11 protein-coding genes are annotated in these 20,927 nt (G+C 64.0%); 7 read left to right on the top strand and 4 right to left on the bottom strand.

Annotation, left to right across the window (positions count from 1 at the left end; translation table 11 throughout):
- Window positions 1-192 precede the first annotated feature (192 nt).
- Window positions 193-1,077 carry a DUF2971 domain-containing protein gene (locus NUV79_RS14435; protein ID WP_257733784.1) on the bottom strand — a complete coding sequence of 295 codons (885 nt, stop codon included), beginning with the start codon at window positions 1,075-1,077 and terminating at the stop codon, window positions 193-195.
- Window positions 1,078-1,179: 102 nt separating this feature from the next.
- On the opposite strand from NUV79_RS14435, the gene NUV79_RS14440 reads away from it, so the two are divergent.
- The gene (locus NUV79_RS14440) at window positions 1,180-1,446 is read left to right on the top strand and encodes a hypothetical protein (protein ID WP_257733785.1); all 267 of its coding nucleotides are present in this window, start codon (window positions 1,180-1,182) and stop codon (window positions 1,444-1,446) included.
- A gap of 47 nt (window positions 1,447-1,493) precedes the next feature.
- Here the strand turns inward: NUV79_RS14440 and NUV79_RS14445 are convergent, their stop codons facing one another.
- Window positions 1,494-1,814 (bottom strand): hypothetical protein, encoded by a 321-nt coding sequence (locus tag NUV79_RS14445; protein WP_257733786.1) that lies wholly within the window; start codon window positions 1,812-1,814, stop codon window positions 1,494-1,496.
- A gap of 68 nt (window positions 1,815-1,882) precedes the next feature.
- Window positions 1,883-2,749, bottom strand: coding sequence for a hypothetical protein (locus tag NUV79_RS14450; protein ID WP_257733787.1), 867 nt, complete (start codon window positions 2,747-2,749; stop codon window positions 1,883-1,885).
- A 169-nt stretch (window positions 2,750-2,918) separates the two neighbouring features.
- Between NUV79_RS14450 and NUV79_RS14455 the strand changes: the two genes are divergently transcribed.
- Both NUV79_RS14455 and NUV79_RS14465 read left to right on the top strand, forming a co-directional pair.
- Complete coding sequence (locus tag NUV79_RS14455; RefSeq protein WP_257733788.1) at window positions 2,919-3,173, top strand: helix-turn-helix domain-containing protein; 255 nt, start codon at window positions 2,919-2,921, stop codon at window positions 3,171-3,173.
- Between the two features lie 737 nt (window positions 3,174-3,910).
- On the top strand, window positions 3,911-4,588 hold the full coding sequence (locus NUV79_RS14465) for a response regulator (RefSeq protein ID WP_257733789.1): 678 nt from the start codon (window positions 3,911-3,913) through the stop codon (window positions 4,586-4,588).
- A 24-nt stretch (window positions 4,589-4,612) separates the two neighbouring features.
- Here NUV79_RS14465 and NUV79_RS14470 read toward each other — a convergent pair whose 3' ends face one another.
- Window positions 4,613-5,959: a sensor histidine kinase gene (locus NUV79_RS14470; protein ID WP_257733790.1), complete on the bottom strand. Its 1,347-nt coding sequence runs from the start codon at window positions 5,957-5,959 to the stop codon at window positions 4,613-4,615.
- A 329-nt stretch (window positions 5,960-6,288) separates the two neighbouring features.
- On the opposite strand from NUV79_RS14470, the gene NUV79_RS14475 reads away from it, so the two are divergent.
- The 4 genes from NUV79_RS14475 (at window position 6,289) to NUV79_RS14490 (ending at window position 20,763) form a co-directional block, all read left to right on the top strand.
- Complete coding sequence (locus NUV79_RS14475) at window positions 6,289-15,309, top strand: peroxidase family protein (RefSeq protein ID WP_257733791.1); 9,021 nt, start codon at window positions 6,289-6,291, stop codon at window positions 15,307-15,309.
- Between the two features lie 80 nt (window positions 15,310-15,389).
- The gene (locus tag NUV79_RS14480) at window positions 15,390-17,237 is read left to right on the top strand and encodes a type I secretion system permease/ATPase (protein WP_257733792.1); all 1,848 of its coding nucleotides are present in this window, start codon (window positions 15,390-15,392) and stop codon (window positions 17,235-17,237) included.
- Window positions 17,234-19,372 (top strand): calcium-binding protein, encoded by a 2,139-nt coding sequence (locus NUV79_RS14485; protein WP_257733793.1) that lies wholly within the window; start codon window positions 17,234-17,236, stop codon window positions 19,370-19,372. Before NUV79_RS14480 ends, NUV79_RS14485 begins: the two co-directional genes overlap by 4 nt.
- Before the next feature lie 44 nt (window positions 19,373-19,416).
- A complete protein-coding gene (locus tag NUV79_RS14490; RefSeq protein ID WP_257733794.1) occupies window positions 19,417-20,763 on the top strand; it encodes an HlyD family type I secretion periplasmic adaptor subunit in 1,347 nt (448 codons plus the stop codon).
- The last annotated feature ends 164 nt before the right edge of the window (window positions 20,764-20,927 follow it).

The following is a 20,927-nucleotide window of genomic DNA, read 5'->3' on the forward strand; positions in this document are numbered from 1 at the left end:
CAGAATGCCAAGAGGGGAAGTGGCGGAGACGGTAGGGAAACCGCGACACGAAAAATATCTTAGCAATATCATCATCTTATAATGGTATGGGGTAGACAAGGTGTAACAGCAGTGTAACCCCATAAGGGTAACATCGGCGGTGGCTATCAGCTTCGATAGGCTTCACGGCGCGCTGTTCGGCTTCGAAGGCAGTTAGACGCGGTTGAAGTCGCCGTTCCCATTTGCATTGGGGCGATAAATCTCGATCGCTGGATTGAGTCGTATGGCCTTGGCGATTATCTCCTCCGCATCTGCGGCTGTCATCGCGTGCCCTAGGTAGAGCTGATCGACTTCTTCAGGGTGAAACGGCAGAGTATCCCATGCCTCCTCATGCTCGAATATCGGTATCGCCAATCGGTACTCCGACTCGAACTTCCATTCGTTGGTTTTAGAATAAATTGCTCGATCAAGTATCTCAGACATTGTATTTTCCCTATCTCCGAATAGGGCGTCAAATACGAATTGATCAGCGTGATCGTAAAGGGACGGGTGTCGTTCTGAATACTTAACTGGTTTGAAAAGCTTGAACTTTGAGTCTTTCTCGTATAACGGGGAAATTCTTACCATGGCTCCAGTGTTTTTTGCTGCGTAATTGTCCCACATGTATTTTGAGTTGAATTCTGTGGTGACATAAAGAGCTCTGTATCCTTGAAGTTGACGATTGAAATCGTCCACTTGAGCCTGAGCAAATGCAGACATTCTATCTAATTCGAGCGCGACTTCGTCTACATTGACAAGTTCTTCCCTCAAGACCCTTATTGCGTCGAGGATAACACGAAATGCGTGTTGTATAACTGCCGCCTTACGCAGCGTCGCGTTATCGGCCCGAATTTCCCGGTGCCTATTCTCATAAAGAATCTCGTGGAAATTCTGCGATATTCGCCCTGCCTCCTCTAGGGGCTCTGAAAATAGGCTGCGGATCGTAAAGTCTTCAATGTCGTTGAAGTCTGACGGCTTCGCGTGCCTGAATCGACCGTTGCCGAGTGTGAGCTTGGCCCCGCGCGCATCAAAATACTTGTAGAGAGGCGGAAGCGCCATGATCCGATCCATCAAATCACCTGCTTCGGCTGGAGAAATACAGCGATTCGGCCGCTAGATGGATCGGCGATGGGGCCGAATGGGCTGCACCGGGAGGAAATAATGGGTGGCGAGGCGATGTATGACGGCGAGGATGAGGCTGACGCCATCGCCAAGGAATGGGGCGTTGAAGTCGATCTCCTAAACTCCGCTCACTGGGAGCTTCAGAGCCGCGATGGGCATGATGGGGCGCACTACGGCTATTTTGTCAGTTTCGACCGTGGGAACGATCCGGCCCCTCTTAAAGCGCTGGGCTTGCGGGAGGGCGAGTATCTGCGTGAAGTCAGCTTGAACGCATTCGACCGCCCCGACCGCGACGAAGACGAATAAGCCCGCCGATCTCCTCGGCGGGCCATTGTCGCAAATCGCCCTGGGCCTCAGGCGGTGTGCTGCGTCGCCGCTTCCGCCTCAAGCCGCTGAAGCTCAGCTTCCGCCTCTTCGAAGCTCATTCGGGACGCGGCGTCGCGAAGGGGAATGACATTCGAAGCGGCTTCATGGCCGGGGTAAGCCCTCCGGCTCGCTTCGTGCATCGGCTTCCAGCTAGCCGGAGTAACACCACCGATCTCAACCAAGGCATTCGCAATGGCCTTGTCGCGGGGCTCGTCGTCGTTCTCGTCGATCTTCTTCAGGGCTTCGACCAGAGCGTGGAAGCGGTCGTTCTCGATGTAGGCGATGTTCGTCTTGAGATTGTGGGGCACCTGAGCGTCTCTCTTTCCGTCAGCGAAGGTGCTGACACCGATCTTATTGGCGGGCGGTCGTAGGCAATTCAGACAAGGAGCGGTTGACGGCCATGCGCGCTTGGCATGGCGTCCAGCTCAATCCTTGAGCCCCCGCGCCCGGCGCCGCTTCTTCTCTTCAAGTCGGTCCTCCGCCAACCGAACAGGACGTCCGAGGCGAGGACGATCGCCCCGAGCAGGATGGCCCCGGTCAGCCAATTCGGCATTATCCGAGTGACCGCAGATGTCGGGCTCAACAGGAACGGGGCCTTCAGGCTGTAACGCGCCCATCGGCCACAGACGTATCCCGTTCCGGCGGTACCGAGCGCGACCACGGCAAGCCCGACCAGCATGAGCGCGGTAGAGGAAGCATCACTTGTCGATAGCAGGGGCACAATCGAGAGTGCCGCCAGCGCTCCTCCACCGATCGCGACATTGCGCGCCCACCGTCGGCGCAATTGATGAAGCCATCGGTCGGTATGGCTCAGCGAAGGCAGTTCCGACTGAGCCGCCAGCTGCGGCCGGCTCGCGGCCTTCGGCTCAGAACCGTCGCTTCTCATGGCTTCCAATCGGAAGCCGCTCGCGATCCAGCAAACCGCCGCGATGCATAGACTGACGAAGACGATTGGGCCAAGCAATACCAGCAGGAAACGTGAGAAATTTAGGTGCCGTTGATAGGGAGGCAGACCATCGAACAGATCCGTGGCCACCCATTTTCGCGGAAATAGGCCGCAGTCGCGATCCCAATAGCGTAATGTGGGTGGCATTGGCGGGCGGATGGGGTCCCCGCATGTGAAGAAGCCATCGCGGAGCTCACCCTGCGTGCCGTTATGCTCCAGCATGGCGAAGCTAATCACGCCGATCACCCATCCGATCGCCATGACGATCCCAAGGCGGTGCCAGCCATTCAATGCCACATCACTCTCCAGGCAGTCCTTTGCTGTTCCGATAGAGGCAACTCGTCATGAGGTACTGCGTCCGCGGTCGAGCGTTGGAAGATCGCTGATCAAAAGGAATATCATGCCGAACGGCGAATAGGAATGATCGTTCCTAGATCGATCGTTCCTGCGCGCCGCTTGTGGTGGCATGGATCTCAAAGACGTCCTGGCCGCGAATCTGCGCCGCCTGCGGCATGAACGGCGGTTGACGCAGGAGGAACTCGCCGAACGAGCAGCGATCAGTAGCCGCTACGTCGGAGCTGTTGAGCGAGCAGACGTTTCTGTGAGCGTTACGATCCTTGGCCGCATCGCGGACGCCTTGAGTGTCGAGCCCAGCGAACTTCTGCGCTTAATACGCTCGACCGGGCGCAACAGCGGCCCAGCCGCTAAAAATGGTCCCTAGCCAACGTCTATAGCGTCCGATCTTGGCCCATTCCTGACGTCTGGAGCGTCCGCTGTTGGGCAATGAGCACAGCAGCCTAGGAGCGCGCGACATGCACTGGAGCAATCAGAGCGCATCCTCTCGCCTAGGCGGGCCCTGCAGAGCCGGATCGGGTGATCTGAACAGTTTTGGCGCTGTCGCTAAACAGGTTTCCTACTTGGTTATGCCGCCGCCGGGATTGCAGCAGCGCGTTGAAGCAAGCTTGGCCGGGCGTCCGGCGTCCCAGGCCCTGGTGAGACCTAAGGGTGTTGAAGAATTCGAGACACCGGCCAATCGAGGTACAGGCTCCGAAACGTTGGCGCAGGCGCTTAGATAGACCTCCTCGTATTCCACTGATTTCCAGAGGCGTTCGAGAAGCTGATTGCGCCATTGCGTGATCTGGTTCGGGGGCGCGTCAAACTGTTACGCCAGCTCAACGATCGTCTTCTCGCCTCTCACGCTGCAAGGGCTACCTTCGCCTTGAAGGCTAGCGTGTGGCTTCGCCGCGGTTGTTTCGCAATGGGCTCTCCTGTCGCGGCCATCATGCCGCCCTCAGGCAGAAGCTCCACGTATCCGGACTGTCCAACTTTCCGAGCCAGCTCGGCCCGCATCATCACAGCTTACGGTCTCAAGCGCATGCTGATCGACAGGTCCCTGTTTATTAACTATTCCTTAAGACGTGTATTTACTCAAGTTCTAATATGAGTGACGTTTAGGGTATGAAAGGTGTAAGCGGCCATCATATCAGCATCGCTATCGTTGATGACCACCCGCTCCTAGCGGAAGGGATCGCAACAGTTTTGTTGCGCCGCAGCAACTATACTGTTGTCGAAACCGGCGTAAGCGCCGCGGATGTCGCCGGTATTCCCGTCCGGCGGATTTGCGACGTCATGATCGCCGATTTGAACATGCCCGGCGACGTCTTCGCCGCGATCGCGGAGTTGCGGGAAACTGCGCCAGCCTGCAGGGTAGTGGTCTTCACTGCCTCGACCGAAACGGAGCATGCCGTCAAGGCGCTCGGCGCCGGGGCAGCCGGTTACGTGCTGAAGGGAAGCAGCGCCGGCGAATTGATCGAGGCGGTCGATGCGGTGCTGCGCGGCGAAGTCTACATCACGCCATCCTTCGCCGCGAAGGTGATCGGCGCCCTCAACAACAAGGCGACGGAAAAGCAAGCGGTTATCAGCACGAAGCTGAGCGTCCGCGAGGAGCAGATCGTTCGTCTGCTGCTCTGCGGCAAGCAGAACCGCGAGATCGCGCACAGCCTCGATCTCAGCGAGAAGACGGTCAAAAGCTATATGACCAACCTGATGACCAAGCTCCGCGCTCGCAACCGGCTTGAAGTCGTCATCGCCGCACAGAAACTGAAGCCGACCGACTTCTCCTCCACCGGCCGCTGAAACAGGCGCTGCCGAAAGTACAGCTCACTCCACCTTCGTCCGCAGAGAGCGACGGCGCACGGGCAGCGACACTGTGAGGAGTAAACCGCCCTGCGGTTGTTGCGTGATCGTCAGGCTGCCGCGCAAGGCCTTCACGCGGGTCTCCAGACCCCGAAGACCCAGGCGCGGCCGCGGCTGCGGCACGTCCGGCGGCGCTGCCTCGCCTCCCGGGCCGTCATCCGAAACGAGAATCTCCAGCGTCTCTGCGGCAAAGCGGGTCGCGACATGCTGGCCACGGCCGTGCGCATGCTTGTAGGCGTTCATCAACGCCTCCTGGACGACGCGAAACGCGCAGAAACGGATCGCTTCGGGCATCTGGTCCGGCAAGATGCCGATGCTGCGCATAACGCCCGTCCCGGTCTGCTGCTCATGCCGCTTGATCGCGGCCTCGATCGTGTCGGATGGCGAGAGATCCCGGATCTCGGGCAGAACCAGGCCGGCCGAGAGATTGCGCAGCTCGGCCAAGGTCTGCTGGATCAGCCGCTCCAGCTGGCCTCGGAGTTCCGCCGGCTCGTCGGGAAGCCGCAGCATCAGCAGGCTCAGCATCTGGATGGGGCCATCATGCAGGTCGGCTCCGATGCGGGCGAGATAGATCTCGTTCGAGACGGCGGCATCGAGCCGGGCCCGATCGGCCGCGCGTCGCAGCGTGTTGTTGCGCTTTGCCAGCGCCGATGCGCGTGCGAGGTTGGCCTCAAGCTCTGCTTGCTGGGAGCTGATGATGTGGCTGGCGCGGCGGATCGTCAGATAGAGCAGGAATCCAATGATGATCGCGACATTGAGGATCAGGAACCAGGTCGCATAGCGCAGTTGCTGAATCTCACGGTCGAGCGAAAGGCTGACTTCATAGAACTCGCCGAAGCCGAGAATCGTGTTTGTGCCCGGCTTGTGGATAGGTGCATAGGTTTCCAGCGAGTGCTGGCCGGGCTCCTCATCGTCATGACTGTTGCCATGCGGAGAGACGACGACCTGCCCTCGAGATAGCTGTTCGAGCCGCGACGGCTGAAGCTGCGCGCCCTCCTTCGCCTTGTCGGTGCTGTAGATCAGCTTTCCCGTCCGGCTCCAGATCTTGATCTTTGTAACGCGCTGGCCGAGGCGGCTATCCGTGATCTGCGCCTTGATCCTGTTCTTGCTGTCCTCCGACAGCGTATCGGCATGTTCGAGTTCGAGGACATGCGGAGCCAGGAGAGCCTGGAGATAATGGGCGCCGATCTCGGCCATGCCCTGTTCCCAGCCGATGCGGATGCGGCGCTCGACCCAGTACCCCAGCGTGAGCATCGACAGCCCGACGACGAGCGATGCGGCGATGGTGAAGCGGCGCTCCAGGCTCTGCACAGCCCAGCGCGCCCGTAAGCCGTCAAGGAAGCGTACCGACCTTGGTCCGTATCCGGCCCAGCCCAAGGTCGATGCGGCAGCCCTGTCTTTTGCCGCTGATTCTTCCTCGACCTTTCCATCTACCGCGGTTGGCATGGCGCAGGCACTCTGATGATTAACGAATGATTAAACCGGGGAACCGCCGTCATCATTACGCACTGACTACGCAAGGCTAGATGCCGCCTGAAAGGCATCAATACAGAATCTTTTGTCGATTGTCTTCACGACATCGCTGCGGGAAATGATTTCCGTGGCCAGTCTTTGTGCGTCGATTTTTGAGGATCAAGGCTATGGTCAATATCGTCAGGCACGATCTCGAGTTCATCCTGCGCCAGATCAAGATCGCAGAGGCGCATTCGGGCGGAACTCCGCTCGACCAGGTCTACGTCGACGCCAGCGGCAATGTCGTGCCTCAGGGGACTCCTGGATCCGTCCTGGCCATCAGCCACCCGCTCGCACCCTTCGGCTTGCGGACTATCGACGGCAGCTACAACAACATGGTCGCGGGCCGCGACCAATGGGGCGCGGCCGACAATCCTTTCGTCCACCTGACCGACCCATCCTATCGCAACGACCTGGACGGTGACAGCATTCCTCTCGGCCAGAATGGCCCGCTCCTCACCAACACGAACTATGGTTCCTCCGGTTCCGTCGTCGACGCCGATCCGCGGCTGATCTCGAACCTGATCGTCGATCAGACCCTCGGCAATCCCGCAGCCGTCTACGCCGCCCTCGCGCATGCCGGCCTGAGCGGCAACGCGCTCAGCCTGGCGCTGTCCGCGATCAACACTGCCTACCAGCCGGTCAAGGACGCAGCGGCCGCGCGGGCGGCGGCCAATGCAGCGCCCAACGATGCCACGCTCGATGCCGCGGCCGACGCCGCCGAGGCAGCTGCCTCCGTCGCTATGCCGGGGATTCTGACCCTTGTCGCCGGCTATGGTATCGAGATGGAGGAGACGACCCACACCATCATCCTGCCGAACGTTGCGCCGGACGAAGGCCTGTCGGCGCCCTTCAATTCCTGGTTCACGCTGTTCGGCCAGTTCTTCGACCACGGCCTCGATCTGGTCGCCAAGCAGGGTGGCACGATCTACATCCCGCTGAGCCCGGACGACCCGCTCTACAACCCGGCCTCGCCCCAGACCAACTTCATGGTTCTGACGCGCACCACACCCGGCGCCGACAACCTGACGACGCCCTTCGTCGACCAGAACCAGACCTACAGCTCGACGGCGTCGAAGCAGCTGTTCATGCGCGAGTATGATTTCTCGACGGGCGTGCCGCTCGCGACTGGCAAGCTGCTCTCCGGCGAGAGCGGGCTAGCGACCTGGAAGGACGTCAAGGATCAGGCGAAGCTGCTCGGTTTCGAGCTGACCGATGCCGATGTCGGCAACATCCCGCTCTTCGCCATGGACGAGTATGGCGAGTTTCTGCGTGGGGCCAACGGTTTCCCGCAGATCGTCATGGGGCTGGGCGGCGACGGCGCCTTCGGTGGCGGCGACGATGTCCTCGTCGAGGGTAACCCCCTCCTGCTCGTTCCGACGACCGGAGCGCTGCGCACCGGCCACGCCTTCATCGACGACATCGCCCACAACGCCGTCTTCAAGGGCCTCGTCGATCCCGATCGGAATCCCGGCACGCCCAATTCCGTGATGCAGCTACCCGACGAAGACGATGTCGCCGGCAACGCCATCATACCCAACGCCGCTGGCGTGGCTCTCACCTATGATGACGAGCTGCTCGATGCGCATTACGTCACCGGCGACGGGCGCGGCAACGAGAATATCGGCCTCTCGGCGGTCCACCACGTGTTCCATTCGGAACACAACCACATGGTCGAGCAGATCAAGCAAAGGGCGCTCGAGGCGAACGACCGCACCTTCCTGAACGAGTGGCTGCGCGTCGACGTGACCGCGCTTCCGGCGACCCAGGCCGAGATCGCCGCCTTGCAATGGGACGGCGAGCGCCTGTTCCAGGCGGCCCGCTTCACGACCGAGATGCAGTACCAGCACCTCGTCTTCGAGGAGTTCGCCCGCAAGGTCCAGCCGGATATCGACGCCTTCGTCTTCAATCCCTCGACCGACATCAACCCGGCGATTTTCGCCGAGTTCGCGCATGTCATTTATCGCTTCGGCCATTCTATGCTGCGCGAGGACGTCGCCCAGACCTATGCCGACGGCACGACGGGCGACCTCGCCCTGTTCGACGCATTCCTCAATCCGCTCGCCTTCGGCGGCGTGCAGCGCGACGCGAACGGAACCCCGATCCTCGGCGCGAACGGTCAGCCGATCGTGCTCGATCACGACCAGGCGGCCGGTGCCATCGTGCGCGGCATGACCAGCCAGGTCGGCAACGAAATCGATGAGTTCGTCACGCATGTCCTGCGCAACCAGCTCGTCGGCATCCCGCTCGACCTCGCCGCGATCAATATCGCCCGCGGTCGCGACACCGGCATCCCCTCGCTGAACGAGGCGCGCGCGCAGTTCAAGGCGATCGCCAACGGCGACAGCCAGCTCGACCCCTATACGAGCTGGACCGACTTCGCCCTCAACCTGAAGAACCCCGCCTCCGTCGTGAACTTCATCGCGGCCTATGGCACGCATGAGACGATCACGAACGCGACGACCTCGGACGCAAAGCGCGACGCGGCGATGAAGCTCGTCTTCGGCGACGCGTCGCTGAACGAGGTTGACCGGCAGGACTTCCTGAACGGCCGTGGGCAATACGCCGCGAAGCTCGGCGGCCTGAACGACGTCGATCTCTGGGTCGGTGGCCTTGCCGAGAAGAAGATGCCCTTCGGCGGCATGCTCGGCTCGACCTTCTCCTTCGTGTTCGAGTTGCAGCTCGAGAACCTGCAGAATGGCGACCGCTTCTACTACCTGTCGCGCGTCCAGGGCTTGAACTTCCTCAACGAACTCGAGAACAATTCCTTCGCCAAGATGGTGCTGAACAACACCGATCTCGGCGCGACGGGTTACGCCTTGCCGGGCGATATCTTCTCGGTTCCTGACCACATCATCTATATGGATGCTCGCGACCAGGCGAAGTTCGGGGTGCCCGAGGCCGTTCACGAGGACCCGTTCCTCCAGGCGCTCTCGGCCTTCGTCGAGCGCCGCGACGCCAACGGCAACCTCATCGAATACCAGCGCAACCCGGACGGCACCTTCGTCAAGGATGCCGCCGGCAACGCTGTACTCGCCGTCGGCAGCCTCGGCTCCGGGCAGATCGCACGCTCGGTGCGCGTCAACACGGCCGATCATGTCCTGATCCAGGGCACGATGGACAACGACATCATCGTGGCCGGCGGCGGCGACGACTCCGTCTGGGGCCGCGGCGGCGACGATCGGATCGAGGCGGGCTACGGCGTCGACAAGATCCATGGTGGCGACGGCGACGACATCATCACCAATAGCGGCACCGATATCGGCGAAGTCGATATGCTGCATGGCGAGGCCGGCGACGACGTCATCCACGGCGGCAGCGGCATGGCGCTGATCTTCGGCAACGAGGGCAAGGACGTCCTGATCACCGGTCCGGACGGCAAGGAAGCCTTCGGCGGGCTCGGTGACGACTTCATCCTCGGCGGCGAGGGCGTCGACTTCCTGCTCGGCAACGAGGGCGACGACTGGATCGAGGGCGGCGGCGGCTTCGACACGACGGCCGGCGACAATTCCGAGCTGTTCTTCAACTCGACCATCCTTGGCCACGACGTGATGTTCGCCGGCACCGACGAGCATGATTTCGACGCCGAGTCCGGCGACGACATCATGGTCCAGGGCGAGAGCGTGATGCGCAACGAGGGTATGCTCGGCTTCGACTGGGCGATCCACAAGGGCAACCCGCAGGCCGCGGATTCGGACCTCCTCGTCCCGATCTTCACGACCGACGCGCAGGACATCCTGCGTGACCGCTTCGACGCGGTCGAGGCGCTCTCCGGCTGGGACAAGAACGACTCGCTGAAAGGCGACAATCGCGGCGATATCAGTGCGGGCGAAATCGAGGCGGTTCCCGCCCTCGCCGGCGCCGAGAACACCATGACCGGCCATGAGCTGACACATGGCGGCGTCGATCGGATCACGGGCCTGCGCCCGATCATCGGCGGTTTCGCCGATCCCACCGTCACGACAGCCTTCGAGGGCGGCGTAGCCTTCGACCGCGGCAACATCCTGCTCGGCGGCAAGGGCAGCGACGTGATCGAGGGTCGCGGCGGCGACGACATCATCGATGGCGACGCCTGGCTCAATGTCCGCATCAGTATCAGGGATACGGCCGGGAACGAGCTCGCCACCGTCGACAGCCTGGCGCAGGCAATCTCCTTGCCGACCGGCCACCCGTTCTACAACCAGTGGAACGGCAAGGCGCTCAGCGAGTTGATGGTGAGCGGCGCCATCAAGCCGGTCCAGCTCAACATCGTCCGCGAAATCCTCGACCACGGCACCGGCGGTCCCAATGCTGCCCTGGGGACCGACGTCGCGGTCTATTGGGACGTGGTCGACAACTATACCTTCACCCGCGGAGCGGACGGCTCCTATCTCGTCGAGCATACCGGCTTCGACCAGGCTAACGTCCCTGACGGCGCCAACTTCGTCTCCGACGGCCTCGACAAGCTCTGGAACATCGAGCGGCTGCGCTTCTCCGACGGCGATGGCGGCACCGTCGAGTTCGCCATCAGCCAGCTTTTCAACGAGCTTCCCGTGGGCGTGCCGACGATCAACGACCTGACGCCGACCGAGGGCCAGGCCCTGACGGCTTCCGCAGGCGGCATCTCGGACGGCAACGGCATCGCAAGTGCCTTCACGTTTCAGTGGCAGGTATCCGAGGACGGCGGCACGACCTGGGCCAACATCCTGCTCGCGACCGGACCGACCTTCACGCCGGTGGACCTCCTGGGTCTCGGGCAGGTTGGCGACCGCCTCCGCGTCGCCGTCAGCTTCACTGACGGTGCCGGAAATCTCGAGACGGTTTTCTCGGCCCCCACCGGCGTTGTCGGCGACGTGTGGAACCGCAGCCTCCTGACAGGCGCGACCTTCAACGGCACCGAGGGCGACGACATCGCCACCGGCAGCAACGGCATCCTCGGGATCGGCGCGGCCGAGACCCTCAACGGCAACGGCGGCGACGACACGCTGAATGGCGATGGCGGTAACGACACTCTGAATGGCGGCACGGGTAACGATCGCCTCGATGGCGGCGCAGGCAACGGCGACATCGCCGCCTATGCCGGCACGGCCCGCAGCTTCGGTTTCGGCCTCAACGGCGCCGGACAACTCGTCATTACCGACCTCGTGGCCGGCGTTAACAACGAAGGCATCGACACGCTGACCACTATCGAGCAACTCCGCTTTGCTGGTACAACCTACGCTCTGGTTAACGGCACGAACGGCGCCGCTACATCCAACGGCACCGCAGGCGCCGATATCCTCCTGGGGCATGGCGGCACCGATACCCTCAACGGCGCCGGCGGCAACGACATCCTCGTCGGCGGCGCAGGCAACGACACGATCAGCGGTGGTGCAGGCAACGACCTCATACTCTGGCGTGTCGGAGATGGCCGCGACATCATCAATGGGGACACTGCCGCTGCCAACATCGCCGGGACGGTCGACACCGTCCACATCATGGGCGACGCCACGGCCGAGATATTCCGGATCTATTCCCGTACTGAGGCGACCAACGCCGGCATCACCGGTCTCAATGCGAATACCGAGATCGTTATCACCCGGAACGGCACGAACAACGCCTCGATCATCGCCGAGCTCGACAATATCGAGGAGATCGTAGTCAATGGCCTGGGCGGCGGCGACACCTTCATCCCGATCGGCACCTTCGCCGGAACCAGCCTGCTGACCAGCACGATCACGATCGAGGGCGGCGCCGGCGACGATCAGGTCGATGTGTCCTCGCTGCTCTCGGCCCATCGCGTCGTCTTCAAGTCCAACGGCGGCAACGACACCATCCTGGGCACGCTGCGCACGCAGGACGAGATCCAGGTCGCCGACGGCACGAACCTCGCCGACTATGTCGCGACGGTGAATGCGAACGGTACGACGACGCTGTCGAACGGCACGCACTCGATCACCTACGCGACGGCGGGAACACCGACGATCGGCGAAGAGCCGGACGGCACGCCGCGCGGCGCCTTCGAGATGACCGCGCGCGACCTGGAGGGGCTGAAGAAGCTGGTCAACGGCCAATTGCCCTTCCCCGACGACGACGATGCCGAAGGCGCGCTTGGACCGCGCGAGGTCTCCGGCAACGGCAACAACGAGGAGAACCCGTCCTTCGGACAGGCCGACACGCCCTTCATCCGGCTCACCGATACGCGCTACGGCGCGGCCGACGCCGCGATCGGCAACCGCGGCCTCAACCCGATCTATGACGGGCTCGACCCCCGGGCGATCTCGAACATCCTGGGTGCCCAGGAAGCAGGCCTGCCGCATGCCGGCAACGACGCCAACATCTTCTTCATGGCCTTCGGCCAATATGTCGATCACGGCCTCGACTTCCTGCCGAAGAGCGCCGCCAACGGCACGATCCAGATCGGTGCGCCCGGCACCGGCCATCCCGGCCAGGGCAACCCGGCCGACCTGACACGTGGCGAGGTCTACGCCATCGAGGGCGGCGTGCCGCAACACCTCAACAAGACCTCTGCCTATGTCGACCAGAATCAGGCCTATGGCTCGCATAACCTCGTCACGCAGTTCCTGCGCGAAGGCGACGGCAATGGCGGCCTGACCTCGCATCTGTTGAAGGGCGTGCCCGACCCGTCGAACCCGACCTTCAGCCTGCTGCCGACGCTGCGCGAGGCGATTCAGCATCACTGGGCAAACAACACCGTCTTCCACGACCCGTCCCTGCCCGGCGGCCAGATCGCATTCCGCGACTATTTCGCCGGGCTGGTCGATGGCGGCGGCGCCATCAACCCGGCCATGGTCCAGTCGGTGTCGTCCGACTTCATGGGCTCGGGCCAGGCCCTGCTGCTCGACAGCAACCCCTTCATCAGCCTGCTCGACCATTATGTGGCCGGCGACGGCCGCACCAACGAGAACTTCGCGCTGACCTCGATGCACACGATCTGGGCGCGGAACCACAACTTCCATGCCGACCAGCTCGAAGCCGCAGGCTTCGAGGGTACGGCGCAGGAGCTCTTCGACGCGGCCAAGATCATCAACGAAGCCGAGTACCAGCGCGTTGTGTTCAACGAATACGCCGACACCCTGCTCGGCGGATTGCGGTCTCGCGACGGCAGCGGCGGCGACCACGGCCATGACGGCTACAATGCCGATGCCGATGCCGGCGTCAGCCACGAGTTCGCTGCGGCGGCCTTCCGCTTCGGCCATTCGCTGATCGGCCAGACCCTGACGGTGATGGACGCCAACGGCCAGCCCAAGCAGGTCAGCCTTGTCGACGCCTTCCTGAACCCGACCAACGACGCCTCGGCCTTCCCGAACCCGCTGCCTCCCGGCTACGTTCCGCAGCCCGGCTACGCGCAGTATGGCGTCGGGGCGATCCTGCAGGGGGTCGCGACGCAGCCGGCCGAGGATGTCGACTTCAACATCGTCGACGCTGTCCGCAACGACCTCGTCCGCATCCAGGCCGACCTGTTCTCCTTCAACCTGGCCCGGGGCCGCGATGTCGGCCTGGGAACGCTGAATCAGATCCGCAACGACCTCGCGACCTCGACGAACTCCTATGTCCGGGAAGCGGTCGGGTTCGCCGGCAACATGTCGGCCTACCAGTCCTGGGAAGACTTCCAGCAGCGCAACGGCCTCAGCGATGCGGTCATCGCCCAGTTCAAGCAGGCCTATCCCGACCTCGTACTCGACACGCCGGAGAAGCTGGCAGCCTTCGTCGGCGCCAACCCGGACATCCAGCTCGTCAACGGCAACACCGTGAAGGGCATTGACCGGGTCGATTTCTGGCTGGGCGGCCTCGCCGAGCAGCACGTCAATGGCGGCATCGTCGGCCAGACCTTCTGGGTCGTCCTGCACGAGCAGTTCGACCGCCTGCAGGAAGCCGATCGGTTCTATTACAAGGACCGGCTGGAGGCCTTCGACTTCTACGAGGCCTTCATCGACGGTCAGGAATTCTCCGACATCGTCGCCCGCAATACCGGCCTGACCGACCTGGCCGAGCACATCTTCGAGGTGGATGACGAGGACGACGCCGGCAACGGCGGCGAGGATGACGACGATGACGATGAGGACGACGACGACACGCCGACCAATCCCGGCGATGACGACGAAGACGACGACGAAGACGACGACGACGATGACGATGACGATGACGATGACGACGATGAGGGTGACGACGACGAGGACGATGATGATCCGTCCTGCGGCTGCGACGACGATGACGACGATGACAGCCCCGGCACGCCGGCACCCAACCCGAACCCGTCGACCGGCGGCGCCCTGCGCACCGGCACGGCCGCAGCGGACGTCCTGATCGGCACGGCCAATGCCGACAACCTCATCGGCCTTGCCGGCGACGACACCCTGATCGGCGATGCAGGTGCCGACGCGATCTCGGCTGGCGAGGGAGCGGACTTCATCGATGCCGGCGACGGGCGCGACGTCGTCTTCGCCGGAGCTGGCGACGATCAGGTCTTCGGCGGCGGCGGGGTCGACATGCTCTACGGCGAGGCCGGCAACGACCGGATCTTCGGCGGCGCGGGCAACGATCTGATCGATGCCGGCACCGGCAACGACACGGTGGTTGCAGGCGGCGGCGACGATCTCATGGTCGCGGCGGCTGGCGACGGAGACGACACCTATTTCGGTGACGAGATCGACGGCGGCAACGGCATCGATACGCTCGACTACTCGGCGATCACGGCCAACCTCACCGTCGACCTCGGCAACGGCCTCGGCGGGCGCGGCAGCGCGGCGAGCAGCCAGAGCGGCAGCGACACATTGTGGAGCATCGAGAATGTCGCGACCGGCTCAGGCAGCGACGTGATCACGGCGAGCGACGCGGTGAACGTGATGGAGGGCGGTACCGGCAACGATACCTTCCGCTTCCTCAGCACGGTCGGCGCGGATGGCGACACCATCCTCGACTTCCAGCCGGGCGATCGCCTCGACCTGAGCGCCGTCGACGCGGATGCCAGCCAGGCCGGCAACCAGAGCTTCACTCTGGCCAATGGCGGAAGCTTCACCACGGCAGGCCAGCTGACGGTCACCTACGAGACCCGGGCCGACGGCGAGTACACCATCGTCAAGGGCAATGTCGATGCGGCGACGGATGCCGAGTTCCAGATCAACCTGAAGGGCAGTCACAACCTGACGGCCAACAGCTTCATCGTCTGATCGAACCGGCGGCGGGTGGGCGGACCGAGGGGGCCGCCCACCCGATCCATCTCCATCACCAGCATTTTACGGGGGCCAGAATGGCACCGTCCAAGACGCTTCTCTCCGCCCGCAAGCGCGACGCCGCCAGGCTGACGCGCGGCCTGCGCGGCATCGCCATCTTCCTGTTCGTGGTCTCCGGCCTCATCAACCTGCTGGCCCTGACCGGCTCGTTCTACATGATGCAGGTCTACGACCGCGCCCTGACGAGCGGCAGCATCCAGACCCTGGCGGCGCTCTCGGCGCTCGCCATCGGCCTCTATCTGTTCCAGGGCTGCTTCGACGTCATTCGCTCGCAGGTTCTCGTTCGCGTCGGCGCGCGCTTCGACGACCAGATCGCGCCGATCGCGCATCGCGTCACCATCGACATGCCGCGCCTGGGCTTCTCGACGGCGGAGGCGATGGAACGCGGCCGCGATGTCGATACCGTCCGCAGCTTTCTCGGCGGCCAGGGTCCGGGCGCCCTGTTCGACCTGCCCTGGATTCCGCTCTATCTCGCCTTCGTCTACTTCCTGCACCCGTGGCTCGGCGGATTGACGCTGGCCGGCGCGGTCGTGCTGACCGCGCTGACGCTACTCAGCGAAGTCCTGACCCGCCGCATCAACAGCGAGACGCGGCAAGCGGCCGTCGCGCGCGGCGCCATCGCCGACAGCAACGCCCGCAACGCCGAGGTGTTGAAGGCGATGGGCTTCGCGCCGCGCGCGGTCGCGCGCTTCGACGAGGTCAATCGCGAGCACCTCGCCCTTCAGACCCGCTCCAGCGATCTCGGAGGCACCTTCGGCGCTATTTCGCGCGTGCTGCGCATGATCCTGCAATCGGCGACGCTGGGGCTTGGCGCCTATCTCACCATCAAAGGCGAGCTTTCGGCCGGCGCGATCATCGCGGCTTCCGTCGCCTCCTCGCGCGCGCTGGCGCCGGTCGATCAGGCGATCGCCAACTGGAAGCCCTTCGTCGCGGCGCGCATGGCCTTCCAGCGCCTGCGCGAGACGATGACGGCCTTGAGCAAGGCAGTCGAGCCGATGGAGCTGCCGGCGCCACGCCAGTCGCTGAAGATCGACAAGATCACGGTCGCCGCGCCGGGCAGCGGCCAGGTGCTGCTGAGCGATGCGAGCTTCGACGTTCAGGCCGGCAAGGCGGTCGGCATCATCGGGCCGAGCGGCGGCGGCAAGACCACGCTCGTCCGGGCGATCACCGGCATCTGGCCGATCCTGCGCGGCGCCGTCCGGCTCGATGGCGCGGAGCTGGAGCAGTGGCCGGAGGAGACGATCGGGCGCCATCTCGGCTATCTCCCGCAGGAGGTCGCGCTGCTTGACGCCACGGTCGAGGAGAATATCTCGCGCCTGGCCGAGACCTCCGATCCCGCCAAGGTCGTCGAGGCGGCCACCGCCGCCGGCATTCATGAGATGATCCTGCGCCTGCCGCTGGGCTACAAGACCCAGCTCGGGCCGCAAGGCACGGCCCTCTCTGCCGGCCAGCGCCAGCGGATCGGCCTGGCGCGGGCGCTCTACGGCAATCCCTTCCTCCTCATCATGGACGAGCCCAACTCCAATCTCGACGGCGAGGGAGAGGCAGCGCTCACGGCCGCGATCGAGCAGGTCAAGGCACGCGGCGGTATCGTCCTCATCGTTGCGCACCGCCCCAGCGCGCTGCAGGCGGTCGACGATGTCGGCCTGATCCAGGGTGGCAGGCTCGTCGCCTTCGGCCCCCGCGACAAGATCCTCGCGCCGGCCCAACATCGAGCTGGAGCCGCGTCCGCGCCGAATCCGGCGGCCCCGGCTGCTCCCCCTGCGGCTTCGCCTCCCTCTGACGGCAACCGCGGCGTCTCCATGCCACGCGCCATCGGCCTTGGCGAATATCCGGGCGTCCTTAATCGTCGGGTGCCGGCATGATCACGATCAAGGCAACCAAACCTGCGGAGCCGCAGCTTCCCGACGCCGCGCAGATCTACCGCAAGCTCCAGGATGAACCGGCCTCGGCGCCGCGCTGGCCGGGCGTGTTCGCCCTCGCCTTCACGGCGGTCGTGCTCTACCTCAAAAGCCTGTTCCCCGGCCAGGCGAAGACCGATGCGTCGGCGCCCCCCGCCGCAGAGGACACCGCCCAGGCCGGGGAAGCCCCCCGCAAGCCGAATGTCGCCGAAGGCGAGGAGCAGCGGCCGGACGGGGAGAAGGACGTCGACGAGACCGGTTCCGTGAACAAGGAGCCTGCCGCGGCCAAGGCCATCGGCACGGGAGGCCCCGGCCCTGGCGTTCAGGGACTGCCGGATTTCCTGAACATCGACTCGCGGCTGATCGACTACGAACAGCTGCCCCTTCCGCGCTACACCTCGCCGATCTTTGAGGCGGGGCTGGGCTTCTCGGCCAACAACGATAATGGTGGGCGTGGCTTTTCCTTCACCGCGGTTTCGGGCGGCGCATCCGATGGCGGCTCGTCGACGGGTTCCGGCCCGAGTGGCGGGAACGAGCCCGGCGGGCCGGGCGACGATGACGATGACGACGAAACGCCGCAAGAGCCGCGCAACCGCGCCCCGCGTGTCTCCGGCCCCGTCCAGCTCGTCGATATCGGTGGCTGCCAGACGCTGATGATCGCCAGCCTCGCCCTGCTGGCCGGCGCGACCGATGCCGATGCCGACCCGCTCTCCATCGTCGGGGTTCAGGCATCCCATGGTCAGTTGACCGCAACCGAGGGCGGCTGGGTCTTCAAGCCGCAGAGCGGCTGGCACGGCACGGTGACGCTGACCTACTGGATCAGCGACGGCGAGGCTCTCGTGCGCCAGACGGCGACGCTGCGCGTGCTGGAATTCCTCGACGTTACCGGCACGCCCGGCGATGACATGCTGCTCGGCAGCGAATGCAACGACCGCATCGCGGGCCTCGGCGGCGACGACGTGGTCGATGCGCGGGGCGGCAACGACATCGTCGTGACCGGAGCCGGTAACGACCACATCGTCGGTGGGGCCGGCAACGACCAAATCGACGCCGGCGCCGGCAACGACATCGTCTTCGGCGGCGCCGGCAACGACGTCATCCGCGGCGGCGCCGGCCATGACAGTCTGTACGGCGGCGGCGGGAACGACACGATCTACGGCGAGGCTGGCGACGACTTCATCGACGCTGGCCCCGGCGACGACATCGTCGATGCCGGACCGGGGAATGATGTCATCCATGCCGGCCCCGGCAACAACATCGTCGATGCCGGTGACGGCGACGACATCGTCAAGGCCGACGACGGCGACAATACCGTCCTCGCCGGCACGGGCGACGACCATATCGACCTGGGCGCCGGCAATGACGTCGTCGCGGCCGGGGCAGGCAACGATCAAGTCAGGGCCGGCGCTGGAGCCGACCGTGTCTTCGGCGATGCGGGCTGTGACGAGCTATACGGCGAGGCCGGCAACGACGTGCTCGACGGCGGTGCCGACAGCGACCGCGTCTTTGGCGGGGAGGGCAACGACTGGATCGTGGCGACGAGCGATGTCGCGGCCGACTGCTACGATGGCGGCGAGGGACAGGACACGCTCGACCTCTCGGCGACCGAGCATGGCGTCATCGTCGACCTGAAGCGCGGCAAGGCCGTCGGCATCGAGATCGGCGATGACACCGTGATCGATTTCGAGGCCATCCTCGGCGGCAGCGGCGATGATTGCCTCATCGTCGGAGAGAAGGCCACGGCGCTCACCGGCGGCGGCGGCAATGACCGCTTCGTCTTCGCCGTGGATGACGATGCCACGCGCACCGACGACCTCGTCCATCAGATCCTCGATCTGGAGGCCGGCGATCGTATCGTCATCAAGCAATACCAGCTCCGTTCGCGCGACGATGATGATGATGATGACGGCGACGAGGGCGAAGATTCCGACGGCTTCGAGCGCGCCTATGGCGACAGCGGCGATGATCGCCCGTTCCGCTTCCGCATCGAGAAGATCGGCGAGGACGAACGCACCTATGTCGACGTCTATGTCGAGGAGAGCGACGCCACGGACTTCTCGGTCGAGATCTACGGCAACCACAAGCTCTATTACGTCTGAGGCAGGGACCGGCTGCATGAACGGCCGGCGAGGGGATAATGCCGATGAACGCCCACAATCATGATTTCGCCGCCACTTCGGGAAAGTTCGGCAAGAAGGCCCGAGCCCGCCAGGTGAATTTCAGCCTGCGCGGCCACGTCGTCGCCGGTGCCACGATCGCTCTCCTGCTGGTTCTCGGCTTCGGCGGCTGGGCGGCGAATGCCGCGCTGAATGGCGCCGTCGTCACGCAGGGCGCCGTCAAGATCGACCAGAACCTTAAGGAAGTGCAGCACCGCGACGGCGGCATCGTCCAGTCGATCGCCGTCCGCCAGGGCGACCGCGTCGAGGAAGGTCAGGTGCTTTTCCGGCTCGACGATGTCCAGACCCGGGCCGAACTGTCGATCATCCGCTCCCAGCTTGCCGAGAATCTCGGCCGCAAGGCCAGGCTCATCGCCGAGCGCGACAATCTGGCAAGCGTCACCTTCCCGGCTGAGCTCACGGCGCTGTCCGACGAGGTCGACCATATCCACGAAGGCGAGACCCGTCTCTTCACGGGCAACAAGGCCAATCGCGACAGTCGCAAGGAGCAGCTGGAGATTTCGATCGTCCAGTCGGGCGAGGAGATGCGCGGGCTGGAATCGCGGCAGGTCGCGAAGGTCGAGGAACTCAGGCTCGTCGATCTCGAGCGCGCCAAATATCTCAGCCTCTTCCAGAAAGGCTTCATCGACGGCGTCAAGGTCTTCAACATCAACCGCGAATGGGCGCGGCTGCTGGGCGAGCGCGGCGAGATTGACGCGACGCTGGCGCGCGCGAAGCTGCGTATCAGCGACGCCCGCCTACAGATCATCGCCATCGACGAGACGGCCCGGACCGAGGCCCAGCGCGAATTGCGCCAGGTCGAGGCCAAGGTTTCCGAGCTGAGCGACCGCCGCGTCGCCAACGAGGACAGGCTCGCACGCATGGAAATCCGCGCCCCGATCGCCGGCACGGTCAACGAGCTGATGATCTTCACTGTCGGCGGCGTCATAACGCCTGCGGCACGGCTAGCCACGATCGTGCCGCAGAGCGCGAAGCTGGTCGTCGAAGTCCGCATTGCGCCCAACGATATCGATCAGGTCCATCTCGGGCAGACGGCGCGGATGCGCTTCTCCGCCTTCAATCGCAACACCACTCCCGAGGTCTCCGGCAAGCTGACCCATATCTCGCCGGCGACCACCAAGGACCCCGTTAGCGGCCAGAATTTCTATGTCGGCGAGGTCCAGATCGAGGAAGCCGCCATCGCGCTCGGCGAGCGTCGCCTGCTGCCCGGCATGCCCGTCGAGGTCTTCATCTCGACCGATGAGCGCACGGCGCTGTCCTATCTCGTCAAGCCGCTCATGGACCACGCCGAGCGCGTCTTCCGCGAAAGGTAGGGACGATCAGGCGATCGAACCTCCCCCCATCCCGGCATGGCCAACAAGAAATCGCTTTCGTGCCGAGCGCGGATGTCGGGTTCCAGGCACGCGGCTAACGTCGGCAAATGGCGCATATCGATCTGTACTTCCCGCCTGAGCCGGCTGCGAGCGGAATGTCGGGA

The sequence above is a fragment of the Allobosea sp. 47.2.35 genome, assembly GCF_024655635.1.
Classification (GTDB): Bacteria; Pseudomonadota; Alphaproteobacteria; order Rhizobiales; family Beijerinckiaceae; genus Allobosea.

Bases quoted from the DNA above. Each gene is read 5' to 3' on its own strand.
- NUV79_RS14485 (WP_257733793.1), top strand. From the start codon at position 17,234: ATGATCACGATCAAGGCAACCAAACCTGCGGAGCCGCAGCTTCCCGAC.
- NUV79_RS14435 (WP_257733784.1), bottom strand. From the start codon at position 1,077: ATGGCGCTTCCGCCTCTCTACAAGTATTTTGATGCGCGCGGGGCCAAG.
- NUV79_RS14490 (WP_257733794.1), top strand. From the start codon at position 19,417: ATGAACGCCCACAATCATGATTTCGCCGCCACTTCGGGAAAGTTCGGC.
- NUV79_RS14465 (WP_257733789.1), top strand. From the start codon at position 3,911: ATGAAAGGTGTAAGCGGCCATCATATCAGCATCGCTATCGTTGATGAC.
- NUV79_RS14455 (WP_257733788.1), top strand. From the start codon at position 2,919: ATGGATCTCAAAGACGTCCTGGCCGCGAATCTGCGCCGCCTGCGGCAT.
- NUV79_RS14475 (WP_257733791.1), top strand. From the start codon at position 6,289: ATGGTCAATATCGTCAGGCACGATCTCGAGTTCATCCTGCGCCAGATC.
- NUV79_RS14440 (WP_257733785.1), top strand. From the start codon at position 1,180: ATGGGTGGCGAGGCGATGTATGACGGCGAGGATGAGGCTGACGCCATC.
- NUV79_RS14480 (WP_257733792.1), top strand. From the start codon at position 15,390: ATGGCACCGTCCAAGACGCTTCTCTCCGCCCGCAAGCGCGACGCCGCC.